Source organism: Streptomyces sp. NPDC107562, assembly GCF_055657325.1.
Map to the genome: position 1 here is coordinate 1,265,416 of NZ_JBVKBE010000001.1, position 12,219 is coordinate 1,277,634.

The following is a 12,219-nucleotide window of genomic DNA, read 5'->3' on the forward strand; positions in this document are numbered from 1 at the left end:
TGCGATCCGAGAGCCACGCTGAAATGAACTCAGCGGATGGCCAGACATATGGCTATCGGTGCTGTCGGCGTGATGGTGCGGGCTGATCGGGTGCTGCCGTCGCGTCTCGGGGCGCGAACGCGTGCCGGGCAGCGGCCGTTGCCTGCGCGGCGGGGGAATCCACTCGTTGTGGTGGCGGTATGTACCTCACACGTGTGGTGGAGGCCGGGCCGGTGCATGACCCCGCCGGGAGGCTGGACATTCACCCGGGGTGAAGAATGCAACCCGCCTGCTCGTGGCAGGCTTTCTGGCGGCCGGATGTCTTGCTGCCACGACCCCGGCGCACGCCGAGGAGACCCTTCCCCTGCACACGGCGGTGGCTGCGCTGCCGGTGGCCGACGAAGACCGCACAGGATACGACCGGGACCTGTTCCGGCACTGGATCGATGCGGATCACGATGGCTGTTCCACGCGTGCGGAGGTCCTGATCGAGGAAGCGTCCACCGCGCCCGAGGTGAGTGGCCGATGCACGCTGGCCGGGGGGCAGTGGTACTCCTGGTATGACGATCAGTACGTCGACGGTGCGCGCGGCCTGGATATCGATCATCTCGTGCCGCTGGCGGAGGCGTGGGACTCGGGGGCTTCTGGCTGGAGCAGCGAGCGGAGGGAGCAGTTCGCCAATGACCTCGGTGACGAGCGAGCCCTCGTCGCGGTGACGGCGCGGTCCAACCGTCAGAAGGCCGATCAGGATCCGGCGCAGTGGCTGCCGCAGGCGGCGGTGGTGTGCCGGTACGTCGCCGACTGGACAGCTGTGAAGCACCGCTGGGCACTTGCCGCGGACCCGGTCGAGCAGGAGACACTCGCCGCTCTCGCGGCCGACTGCCCGAACGTCCCGGTCTCCTTCACGCCCGTGTACTGACACGCCGATGGTCGGCACACCGGGTGAAACACGGGTGACTGTGTCTTGTTCCGGACGGGCCACGTCCTGGACGGCCACGGCCCTTTCTTGACCGATGGAGTGTTCGACGCCCCAACTGTGGCGGAGCACGGTAGTTGTCAGCATCGGCATCCGCTGACCTGCGGCTCCAGTAGGGCAATGCATGGTGGTCGTCACCGATGCGATGCGCTGGCTGTCACCAGCGGCAAGCAAAGCAGGGGGTGCTGTTACCGCGTTCGGCCTCTGGTGAACAGGGTGTCGAACGGTGGCCCCGTGGCGATCACGGACCATATTTCACGCGCCCTACGCAAACCCCGCCCCTACGATCACCTGGTACGACTGCAGGAGGGGCGGGAATGCTTGAGGACATCGACGACGGGATGGCGGCTGCGACGCGGCTCGCGGGAGGTAGGCCGCTTCACAGCGCACTGGATGTCGCCGACCCCGCTGACTGGCTCGCGCTGGACGCAGGAGTACGTGAGGTGGCCTGGCACCGCCCGGAGTTCCTGCCCGGGTGGGAGCAGTCCGCCCCACTTCCTGCCGACCTGACTCAGCTCAGCGAGTCTCGGCTCGCACTCGCCCTCTGCCACCGCGACGGGCGGATCCGGCAGGAGGCGCTGAGCCAGTCGGTCCGATACCCCGGCCTGCTGCCGTTGGTCGTTATCCGCTGCGCCGATTGGGTCGCCCCCGTGCGCGAGCATGCCCGCAAACTGCTGCGCGAGACCTTGGACGTGGACTCTGCCCTTGACCTCGCGCCGCTCATCCTCCGCCTCGGCCGCCGTGACAGAGGCGCCTTCGGCGTCGATGAGCTCAGTCATATCCTGCGCCAGGCATCTCACGGGCAGCTCGCTGTTCTCTTCGCCGACCCCGACCGCATTGTCCGGCGGTTCGCGTACCGGCTTGCCATCGAGGGCCGACTGCTCCGTCCCGCTGAACTGGCCCACGCGGCCGCCGAAGACCAGGACACCGTGGTCCAGGACCTGTGCGCCACAGCGGCCCTCACTGCTCTGGGAGATGAGGATGCCTACGAGGCGGTGCTGCCTCCGCTGCTGTCCGCACGCAACCCGCGTACCCGATCGGCCGGCGTCACCGCGCTGAGACGCGCGGGGCGGGCAGAGCAGGCGGAACCGTTTCTCAGCGACCGCTCCGCGCTCGTGCGCGCTTGTGCCCGGTATGTCGTACGACAGCGGGGAGGTGACCCGGAGGTCTGGTACCGGGAGCGGTGCACGACGACGGACAACCCCGGGTTGCCGCCCGGTGCGGTGATCGGGCTGGCCGAGTGCGGGAACCGCGCAGACGCCGGGCTCCTGCGAGTGCTGCTCGTGCACCCGGCGGCCGGGGTGCGGGCGCGAGCGGTGGCAGGGCTGCGGATACTGGACTGCGCGGATGAGGAGCAGTTGCTGCGGCCGCTCCTCGACGACCCTGCCGCCGGTGTCGTCCGTGAGACCGTCGCCGCCCTGCTGCCCTCGGCCAAGGAACTGCCCGCCGACTGGCTATTGACGCGCATCAGTACCGACCGGCTGCGGCACGTCCGCGTCGGCGCGTTCCGGCTGCTCGACGCGCGTGGCGGCACCGTGGCGCTACGGGCTGCGGTCGGTCTGCTCCGGGACCCGGATATGAAGCTGCGGACCTTGGCCGCGCAATCAGTGCAGCGCTGGCATCCGTCGCCGGACGGGCGGCGCGGTGACGCGGAGGTGGGTGAACTGCTCGACCGGAGCCGACACCTTTTCAGCGACCACGTACTGCGCCGGCGCAAGTGGGAAGCCGGGGTAGACAACTGAGACTGCACCGCAGTCCAGAACTTTGATCAGCACTCGTCCCCTCGATGACAGCACGCCTGCCTCGGTGACGACTGACGTGCCTTGCTGACCAATTGCCTGTCGTGGTCGCTCGCCTTGGTGCGGGCTTGGAGGCTTGGTGCATGAGGGGGTGGTGATCGTGGCTCGTACCTGGCTGTCCGTCCGGGTGGAGTTGGTTTCTGGGCGCGGCGGGGATTTTTGGCCGCGTCCGGGCCGGGTTTTCGCAGCGGCGCGATCGCATTCTTTCGCCGAGTTCGCCACGGCCATCGATCTTGCCTTCGGCCGGTGGGACCTTGCGCACCTGCACCTGTTCACGTTGTCCGACGGCACCCGGGTCAGCCCTTTGGACTGGTGGGACGGCGAGGCGCCGGACGGCACCGTGGATGGGCATGCCACCAAGCTGAGCAGGCTGCAGGCCGGCTAGCAGTTCGCCTATGTCTTCGACATGGGTGATGACTAGGCTCACTTGTGCACGGTGGGGGATAAGGGCATCGATCCTCTCGACGCAGTCGGTGAGGAACCTGACGGGCCGGTTCCCTACTGGGGATGGGGCAGCCTTCCGGACCAGTATGCGCGCCGCTGGGATGGGGACGACGGGGAGTCGCCGGTGCCGAGGCGCCCTGCCCGCGGGCTCAGCGACCTGCCTCCGATCCTTCCGTGGTGGGGTGAGCGCCGGGGGTAGCTCTTTGGTTGCGTACCCGAAGGGGCCGCCAGCGAGGAGTTGACTGGCCTCGGGTGGCAGTTGATGTAGCCGTAGGCGGGGGAAGCCAGCCGGCCGCTGACGTCGCGTATCCGGTGACGAGAGGGTGCGCCTGTCACCGATGCTCCGTCGTGGCCACTGGTCGGCTCCCGGTTGTGGTTTTTCACTGCCTGGTGTGGGTGTGTGGGTGGTGGAGTGCTTGCCAGCGGCGTTCGAAGTCGTGGGCTTGTTTGGTGAGGTGTTGGGTGGTGATGGGTTTGTTGTATTGGCCTGTGATGCCGTGGTGGGCGCATTCGCGGGCTATGGCGTCGAGTGGGGGGTTTGCGCTGTGGGTGCGGTGTTGTGCCCATAGGTTATAGAGGCGGTAGGCCAGGAGGTAGCGGCGCAGGGTGGCGGGGCTGACGGGTTGCTGGTGGCGGCCGTGTATGCCTTGGTGGGCGAGGTAGGTGGACAGTTCTTTGCCGGTGGGTTCGTTGCCGTGTTGGTCCTGGTATTGCATCCATGCCAGGTAGTAGCGGTCCACTGTGCTCAGCGCGGCCGGTTTCATTGCTGGGTTCTGCCGGCCCGGAGGGGGGCCGGGGGCGCGGCTGCGGGGGTGGTGCTGTGTCGCGGCTGCCGGTGTGGTCGTGCTGTCGGGCGATGGCTGTGGCTTCTTCTGCGGTGATGTCTGTGTGAGGGCAGGCAGCTCGCTGTCGGGGGCTGGGGTGGGGGATGGCGCGTGCGGTTTGTGAGCCGCTTGGTGTCTGGTGTTGTGGGCCGGTTCGTGGTGGGTGCTCGTTCTGGTCGGGGAGCCGGAGGTGCTGGGCGGCGGCATGGTGTGTGGTTGCGTGTGTGCGTGCTGGTGGGTGGGTGCGTGGGGTGTGGTCTGTCGCGGGCGGGTGAGGCCGGGTCCGGCTTGCGGCATGGCTGCCGGTTGGATGCCCGCCGCCGCCAGGCCCGCCGGGGCGGTGTCGGCGAGGGGGATGCCGTAGCGGGCCAGGCGCAGCGGCGTCAGGGCCTCGGCGGGGGCTTTGCGGCGCCAGGCGCGGCCGTAGCGGGAGCGCAGGCGGGCCTGGTAGACGAGGCGTTGCTGTTCCAGCTTGATTACTTGGTCGTAGGAGCGGAGTTCCCACAGTTTCATGCGGCGCCAGAGCAGGAAGGTCGGCGCCGGGGAGAGCAGCCAGCGGGTGAGGCGGACGTTCTCCATGTGTGTGCCGGCGGTGATGTCCGCGATCCGGCCGGTGGCGTGCCGGGCGGCTTCGACGGTGACGACGAACAGGATCGGGATGATGCCGTGCATGCCGACGGCCAGCGGGTCGGGCCAGGCCGCTGCGCCGTTGAAGGCGATCGTCGCCGCGGTCAGGAGCCAGGCCGTCTGGCGCAGCAGCGGGAAGGGGATGCGGGTCCGGGTGAGGAGCAGGTCCAGGGCCAGCAGTACGCAGATACCTGCGTCGATGCCGATGGGGAAGACGTAACTGAAGTCTCCGAAGCCCTTCTTCAGGGCGAGGGTGCGTACGGCTGCGTACGACCCCGCGAAACCGATGCCCGCGATGATCACGGCACCGAAGACGACCACGCCGATGAGGAGGCGCTGCGTCCGTGTCAGCTGCTGCGGCGCAGCCGCCTGAACTCCCTTCTCGCGCGCCGTGCGCCGGGTGCTGCTGCGCGGGCATGGGGCGGGAGGGCTGAGCGCCTTCGATTCGTTTGTCACCCGCATGTGCGTCAGCGGGTGGTGAGCAGGGTGTGGACGAGTTCTTCGGTCTCGGCTTGCATCGGGCAGTCGAGTTGCCGGTTGACTTCCTGGAGGCGTGCGAGGGCGGTGTGCAGTCCGGAGCGGTTGTGGGCGGCGGCTTCGATCCTCATCCAGTCGCGGTAGAGGACTTCGGCGGTGTCGTCGATGTCGAGTCCTGTTGCTACGGCCTGGCGGGCGGCGCTGAGGTCGTGGTGGGGGCCGGCTGGGATGCGGTGGGTGGCGATGGTGTGGATGGTGTCGATGATCCGGGTGGTCATTTCCTGCTGGTGGGGTTCGGCCCAGGGCAGGGGCCGGGTGCCGAAGGGGCGGCCGCGGACGAGGGCGAGCGCGTGTTCGAGGTCGGGCAGGCCCGCGGGACCCAGCGGGAGGGCTTTGTCGGTGAGGTGGCGGAAGTCGGTCCAGTCGCAGCGGATGGCGGGGGCCAGGGTGTAGGGGTCGTCGCGGAGGCGCCGGCGGGGGACGTATGGGTTGCCGTCGGGGTCGTTGCCCAGGGCGCGGCGTAGTTCTTGCAGGCGGGTGTTGAGGGTGCTGGTGTTCCAGGGGGTGTGGGGGTCCATGTCGGTTTGGAGTTGGTCGGCGGGGCGGGCGGGGCGGAAGTAGAGCAGGGCGGCGAGCTGGGCGAGGCGGGGGCCGTGGCCGGTGGCGGGTACGCCGTCGACGTCCAGCGGGCCGAGGACTCTGATCTGCGGAGCGGGCCGGTGCTGGGCTGCCGCGGAGGTGGACGCCCGGCCGGCACGTGGTCCGCGGGGCTCGTCGGTGGGGGCGGGCTCCGACTTTCCGTGCGGGTTGTCCGTTTCTGGGGTGCCGGTGGGCCTGGCGTCATCCGGGCCGTCGGTGTGGGCGGCGGGGATGAGGGCGGGAAAGGGGATGTCGTCGTGTGCCGCGCCGGCAGACGGGAGTGGTTGGTGTCCGCTGGGGGTGTGGGGGCCGGGTTCGTGAACGGGCGCCTGAGGCGGGGGAGCGGGCTGTCCGGCGGGGGCTGCGGGGCTCAGGGATGCCGTGATGCGGGTGTAGTCGGTGTGTGTCAGGCGGGCGAGCGTGACGTGGCTGTGGGCGTAGTCGAGGGGCTGGGGCGCGGTCGCTGCGGCGTTGAGGGTGAGGGGAGCGGTCGGGCTGGCGGTGCCTGTGGTTGCGGGTGCGATGACGGTGACGGCTGTGGTGGCTTTGCTGATGGCGTCGGTGAGCTGGCGGGTGATGTCCGGGTCCAGGGACAGGGCGCTGAGCAGGATGTAGGGCGGGTGTGGCAGGTGGGGGTGTTGGTGGGCGTGGAGGAGGTGTTCGGTGAGGTGGCGCAGGGCGTGGTCGGGGCGGGACAGGTGGGTGATGTTGGCGGCCGGCAGGAGCAGGGGCAGCTCGTGGCTGAAGCCGAGGGCGACGAGGTGTGCGTGGCCGGCCCAGGGGCTGGTGGCGAGTTCGAGCAGGAGGTGGGCGCATACCTCGCGGACGGCGGTGGGACTGCCGTCCAGGTGCAGGGCGGGCAGCTGGGCCAGGTTGAGCAGCACAAGCGCGCTGTCGGGGGTGTGACCGAGGGCGGCCAGGGCGGGATAGGGGACGGTCGGCGGATGCGCGGTGGCGGGCGGGTCGGGCAGGGGGGTGTGGTGGGCCAGGCTCCACCAGCCGTCGGCTGCGGTGGTGAAGGGGGCTGGGGGCGTGAGGGCGGGGTCGTCGGGCAGCAGGTGCAGGCCGGCGGTGCCAAGACGGGCGGCTCGTAGCGGTGGCGGTGTGCCGGTGGTGGTGGAGGCCAGCACGAGTAGCGCGGCGTTGAGGCGGTCCAGTCCGTCGGTGCCGGGCGCGGCGGGACCTGGTGGGGTAGCAGGGTGGGCGGTGGCGGGCCGGTGGAGGGCTGCGCGGCGCCGGCGGTGCAGGCGGCGGGCCGCGACGGCGGCCGTTACGGCAGCGGTCAGCAGCAGGCCTGCGCCGAGGAGGGAAGCGGTCGGTACGGTGCGGCGCGCTGGGGCGGGGGCGGGTGTCGCCTCGGGCGCGGTGGCGGCCGGGTTGGACGTGTCGGGTGCGGGAACAGCCGCTGACGGGCTGTAAGCCGCTGACGGGGCCGGGGAGGTCATCCGGGACGGGGAGCGGGCCGGAGGGCCCGGGGCGGCGGTGCGGGAGGTGTCGCGTGTGGGGGTGGGGCCGAGGTCTTGGGTGACTTCGTGGATGTCGGAGAGTGTGGGTGTGAGGTCGAGGACCTTCGGTGTGGCCAGTGTCGTGCCCTCGGGCAGGGCGAGGTCGGGATCGTCGGCGTCGACGGGGCCGGCTGTGGTGGCGGCGTGTGCCGTGCCGGTTGCTGCGCGCGCGGGTTCGGGTGAGGGGGCAGCGGCCGCTTGCGGGGCCATGACGGCTGCAGCAAGCCCTGCGGCAGTGCAGGCGATGAGCAGACGGCGCCTCGCCGGCCGTTGCGCGGGATCAGGACGGTGGGGACCGGCGTGGTGGGGGGCGGGGCTGGTCACGGGCTGATCCTGAGGGTGGTGGTGTCGAACTGGGGCAGGTGGAAGCCGACTTCGCGCACATGGGCGGGCGGCGCGGGGAACTGCATGAACACCCGGACCCGCTCGCCGGCGGCGAGGTATTGCAGGCCGGTCGTGGTCAGGGGGCGTCCCTCGGCGTCGCGCAGCACGTAGTAGCGCTTCTTCCCCTGGTAGTCGGTGAGGGTGGCGCCGCCGAGGGACTGTCCGTTGCGCAGGACGGAGCGTTCGGTGCCGCGCAGTTCGGCCGGGACACCTGTGGTGTCCGGGCCGTTGTTGGCCAGTTCGCCGCGGACGGTGAGGAAGCCGCCGGTGTCACGTTGGACCGCTGTGATCGTCAGGTTCAGGTGGTGCTGGCCCGCCAGGCGTGCCAGGGGCCGCGAGGGCCGCTTCTGCTGGGCACTGGCCGAGCCCGCGCTTTCCGGGCCGGCGGGGGAGGTGGCGGAGGGGCGGGGTCCGGAGCCCGGGCTGGGCGATCCGCAGCCGGTGGTGGTCAGGATCAGGATGGCCGTGATCGCGAGGAGGGTGAGGGCTGTACGAGGGCTTGGGTGCCGTCGCCGTGCGGGTGTGCCGTGCTGCCGGGACCGGCAGCACGGGCTGGGCGGGCCGCCCGCAGGGGCGGGCTGGCGCTCCGGGTTGTGTCCGGCTGTGCCTGCAAGGTGGGGGGATGCGGGCGTGGCCGGTTCGCGGGCGGGTCCGGTCCGTGTCCGGGGCGGGTGGGAGGTCACCGGCTCCTCCGCCGGCGGGGCCAGACGGTGATGGTGTCGCCGTCGAGGGTGACGTGCCGGCCGGGGAAGCGCAGGCGGACGTGGTTGAAGTCTTCGATGCCGAAGTCGCCGTGCGCGGTCAGGACCCAGGCGCCGCCGACGCGGGCCGCGCTCTGGGTGCAGGGCGGCCACCAACCGAACTCAAGTCCTTCCTGATCGCGAATTGCGACTGCCATACCCCTCACATCCTCTCCAAATTGTCCTCGGTGCTGACGTGGAATTGCGCGTCTGGCCGGATGGTTCAAGGTCACGCTAGTTGTTCGCTTGAGCAAAGTGCAAGGGGTTGGGGGGAGTTGTGGTGCCGCTGAGGCGCGCACGGGGGAGGGGCGCGAAGCGAGACGGCGCCGGCCCCGGCCGGCCGCAGGTGCAGGCGGGCTCCGGCTGTGACGGGCACATGATGTCCCCACCCCCGGGAGGGTTTGCTTGTGGTGCCCAGGTGGTCTGCCCGGACGGGCCCGAACCCGGATCAGGCCGTCAAGTGGCGCCGGTGGTGGCCATCGGGTGCTGCCCCGGCACGGGCCGGGACCTGATGGGGGAGCGGATGGACCGGACACGGGGGGCGAGGTGCCGGGCGCGATGGCGGTCATTGGTATCCCTCCTGCTGGGGGGATGCAGGGGGTGAACTGCTCTTGACGAGCTGGGTGAGGAAGGCGCTCACGTGGCCGAACTGGTCGGTGGCGCGGGTGGTGAGCAGATCCACAGGCTCAGCGCCGGCCATGGCTCTGGCGGAGCGTTCCAGCGCTGCCGCACCGCGCGGCCGGTAGTAGCGGGCGAAGACGTCGTCGAGGTGGGGGCCGGTGAGGCGGACAGGGCCGATCCGGCGGCCGTCGACGGTCAGTGACATGTAGTGCTCGAACCGGTCCAGGGCCGCGATGACATCGGGGCCGGGCTGATCGCCCCACTCCGCGGTGACCGCAGCGACGGCCGAGTGGGAGCCGGTGGTGGTTGCCAGTGTGGAGGCGTTCTGGACCAGGGACAGCCGCACGGGGCCGGGCAGACGGGCCAGGAGCTGGGTCATGCCGTGGACGTGGACTTTGTATTTGCGGAAGTCTTCGAACATGGCGGCGATGGTCTCCGGGGCCGCGCCGGTCAAAGTGATGAGTTCGTCGAAGTAGGAGCGGAACGGCACCCGCTGGGCTTCGGGGATGTCGCGCCGGGAGCGCACCGCGCGCAGGAGGTCGCGGGCGAGGAGCGCGGTGAGGAGCCGGTCGGTGGGCCCGTTGCCGCCCGGGCACACCCACACGATCATTTTCGTGTCCATGGCGGCGCGGATGTTGTAGGTGCCGGCGGGCTGTCCGAGGAAGGCGCGGGTGACGGGGTTGGCAGCGAGGCGGGCGATCGGGTTGAGGACCACGGCGAACGCGTCGACGGGCAGGGTAGGGAACACGTTCTGCCACCAGGAGCGGGTCTCGGCGTCCAGGCGCCCCTGCACGCCGGCGAGAGCGGCGGCCCGAAAGCCGCTCTCGCTCAGCAGCGCCCGGACATGGAAGACGGTGGCCTGGTGTTGGGGGTGCCCGGCCTGGCAGGCGGCTTCGTTGACGGCCACCAGCACCGCCAGCGCGGCGGTGAGGATGGTCAGCGCGCGGGGGGCGCCCGCGTCGTCCCAGCCGAGCGCGGAGGCAAAGGCGTCGGCGGTGGCTTCGACGACCTCGTGCGCCACTTGGCCCTGGTGCATGCCGAGCGGATTCCACGAACTCAGCTGCGAGGCGGACGCGGTGCCGGTGACGTTGAGATCGACCAAGGCGATCCGCTTCGCCAGGGCGGGGTGGGCGAGGAAGGGCAGGGCGCGGGGCCAGGAGTCGCGGTGCGGGTCGAGGAACATCAGCCCGCCTCCGGCGTGGGCCCATCCGATCGCCTGGGCCAGGGCGCGCTCCGTTTTGCCGCCGCCCGCCTTTCCCACCCCCACCTCGAACAGGGTCTCGCGGGCGTAGCTGGCAACGAGGCGCCGACGGCCGTCGGGGGCGCGGTAGATGCCCTGCAGCAGCAGTTCGGGATCGCCGAAGGTGAACGTCGGCAGGTCACCGGCCAGCAACGGCAGGCGGCAGTGCACGGTGGGCGGCTTGAGCAGACCGGTCAGCTCGTCAAGGCGCACCCAGTTCGGCCGGGGCGGCTGGCAGTGCCCCAGTTTCCAGCGCCGCTCGAAGCCGCGCCGGCTGGGCCACCGGTCGGCACCGAACCGCCACGGCCCCACCAGCATCCCGCGCATCGCCCACCGTGAACCCCCGCCGAAAACATCCAACGCCGCCTGGATCTGGGCGAGACGGGCCTCAGCGCGGCCTTCGATGTGGGATGCGCACATCACCAGCAGCTGCACCCGGACCAGGTGGTCGTCGTCGGCGAGTTTGCCCAGCGCCTGCGCAGGGTCCACGCGGCGGGGCAGGGCCGGCATGACCAGACTGCGCCCACCCCCGCCCCCAGCGTGGCCGTGCTTTGCGCTCAGGAGCTGCTGCAGGTGCCAGGCGAACGAGTCGTCCAGACCGGATCCTTGCCGCATCAACCGGCCGGCCGCCTGCGCCTCGCGCTGCTCCCTGCGGCGTGCCTGCGACATCAGCTGCACGCGGCGGGCCCGCAGCGCCCACTTGGGGGCCCGCTGGATGGCGAGCCGGATTTCCGCCAGGTCTCCCAGCTCGGCCCGTAGATCGCAGACGGCGTCGACCAGGGGCTGCAGCGGATCGGGGTCCAGTGGCACCTCACGCAGCGGGGCCGTGGGCTTGCCGCGCAGCAGGAACTCCGCCCGCACCACATGCTGACGCGGCTTGTCGGTGAGGGGCCGGGCCCGCTGGACGGTCACGGCCGGCCCGAACGGGGTGATCGACAGCAGGCGTTCGCCACCCGCAGGTCCTTCGATCCGGTAGCGCAGCGCGCTGGAGCCGTCGGCGCGCAGCCGGATCTGCACGGCCTTCGCGCGGCGCGGCGCCCACCACGGCATGCTCGTCGAGGCACGGGCGAGCTGGACCCCGCGGCGGAAGATCTCCTCCAGTCCCGGGTCGAAATGCCGGGCCGGTACGAGCTCCAGCGCCATCCGCTCCGCCGAGGCCTTCCGTGCCAGGCGACGCACCAGCGCCTCGCCCGCCGCCCAGCAGACGGTGGCGGCCGCAGCGACCGCATACCAGTAGGTGACCAGCCATCCGGCAGTGCCGAGGACGCCGTGGAACACGCCGGTCACCGGGTCCGACGCCCACAGGGCTGCCCGGCCGGTCAGGTACGGGGCTGCGGAATCCACGTCACCAATCCCTTCTCGATTGTGCGGGTGAAATGCCAGTCGGTGATGCGGCCGTCGGTGTAGGTGCCGCCGCGGTCGATGCCGGCCCACACCAGATGGACCACCGCCCGCTCCTGGCTGCCGTCGCGGCGGGCGATCGCGGCCTGGACACGGAAGCGGGCGGTGGCGAACGCCGGCGCCACCGCGCGGCCTGCATCGGGGAAGACCTCCGGCCAAGTCGCCCGGCCGGCTCCGGTGGCGTCCGCGCGCAGCAGAGCGCGGGCGGCGGCCAGTAGCTGCCGCTCATCGCGGGAGGGAAGGTCGGCGGGCCAGGCGGACTCCAGGTTCCGCTGCAATACCGGGTCGGTGGCCACGCCCTCGCCGTGCGGCGGCAGAGCGGACGCGACGGCTTGCGGGGCTGACGCGGCGGGTGCCTTGGGGGGAGCTGTGCGGGCGGCTGGCATGCGGGCGTCAGGCGCAGCCGCCGCCGGTGTGGGTTGCGTGGTTGCGTGCGCCGTCGACGGCGGGACCGGTGGGTCCGACGGCGGGACCGGTGGGTCCTTGCTGTGCGGCAAGCCCAGCAGGACCGCGCCGGCGACGGCGCATACGACGGTGCTGAGCAGCAGCAGGCGCGGTGCGCG

General features: G+C 71.2%; 9 protein-coding genes. 3 read left to right on the forward strand and 6 right to left on the reverse strand.

Annotated features, from left to right (window positions below):
• Positions 1–250: 250 nt before the first annotated feature.
• From ACZ7LV_RS05585 to ACZ7LV_RS05595, 3 genes are all read left to right on the forward strand, one after another.
• Positions 251–898 carry an HNH endonuclease family protein gene (locus tag ACZ7LV_RS05585; RefSeq protein WP_471935936.1) on the forward strand — a complete coding sequence of 216 codons (648 nt, stop codon included), beginning with the start codon at positions 251–253 and terminating at the stop codon, positions 896–898.
• 374 nt (positions 899–1,272) lie between these two features.
• Entirely contained in the window at positions 1,273–2,697 is a 1,425-nt protein-coding gene (locus tag ACZ7LV_RS05590; protein WP_471935938.1) for a hypothetical protein, read from the forward strand.
• Between the two features lie 136 nt (positions 2,698–2,833).
• Positions 2,834–3,139, forward strand: coding sequence for a plasmid pRiA4b ORF-3 family protein (locus ACZ7LV_RS05595; RefSeq protein WP_471935940.1), 306 nt, complete (start codon positions 2,834–2,836; stop codon positions 3,137–3,139).
• Between the two features lie 439 nt (positions 3,140–3,578).
• On the opposite strand, the gene ACZ7LV_RS05600 is transcribed toward ACZ7LV_RS05595, so the two are convergent.
• From ACZ7LV_RS05600 to ACZ7LV_RS05625, 6 genes are all read right to left on the reverse strand, one after another.
• Positions 3,579–4,970, reverse strand: coding sequence for a DUF2637 domain-containing protein (locus ACZ7LV_RS05600; RefSeq protein ID WP_471936148.1), 1,392 nt, complete (start codon positions 4,968–4,970; stop codon positions 3,579–3,581).
• A gap of 146 nt (positions 4,971–5,116) precedes the next feature.
• Complete coding sequence (locus ACZ7LV_RS05605) at positions 5,117–7,480, reverse strand: bacterial transcriptional activator domain-containing protein (protein ID WP_471935942.1); 2,364 nt, start codon at positions 7,478–7,480, stop codon at positions 5,117–5,119.
• Positions 7,481–7,590: 110 nt separating this feature from the next.
• On the reverse strand, positions 7,591–8,337 hold the full coding sequence (locus ACZ7LV_RS05610; RefSeq protein ID WP_471935944.1) for a hypothetical protein: 747 nt from the start codon (positions 8,335–8,337) through the stop codon (positions 7,591–7,593).
• The gene (locus tag ACZ7LV_RS05615) at positions 8,334–8,552 is read right to left on the reverse strand and encodes a hypothetical protein (protein ID WP_471935946.1); all 219 of its coding nucleotides are present in this window, start codon (positions 8,550–8,552) and stop codon (positions 8,334–8,336) included. Before ACZ7LV_RS05615 ends, ACZ7LV_RS05610 begins: the two co-directional genes overlap by 4 nt.
• 407 nt (positions 8,553–8,959) lie before the next feature.
• On the reverse strand, positions 8,960–11,599 hold the full coding sequence (locus tag ACZ7LV_RS05620) for an ATP/GTP-binding protein (protein WP_471935949.1): 2,640 nt from the start codon (positions 11,597–11,599) through the stop codon (positions 8,960–8,962).
• Entirely contained in the window at positions 11,575–11,952 is a 378-nt protein-coding gene (locus tag ACZ7LV_RS05625; protein ID WP_471935951.1) for a hypothetical protein, read from the reverse strand. The genes ACZ7LV_RS05620 and ACZ7LV_RS05625 overlap by 25 nt, the downstream gene beginning before the upstream one ends.
• Positions 11,953–12,219: the final 267 nt, after the last annotated feature.

Coding starts and splice junctions, on each gene's coding strand:
- ACZ7LV_RS05590 (WP_471935938.1), top strand. CDS start 1,273: ATGCTTGAGGACATCGACGACGGGATGGCGGCTGCGACGCGGCTCGCG.
- ACZ7LV_RS05605 (WP_471935942.1), bottom strand. CDS start 7,480: ATGGCCCCGCAAGCGGCCGCTGCCCCCTCACCCGAACCCGCGCGCGCA.
- ACZ7LV_RS05615 (WP_471935946.1), bottom strand. CDS start 8,552: ATGGCAGTCGCAATTCGCGATCAGGAAGGACTTGAGTTCGGTTGGTGG.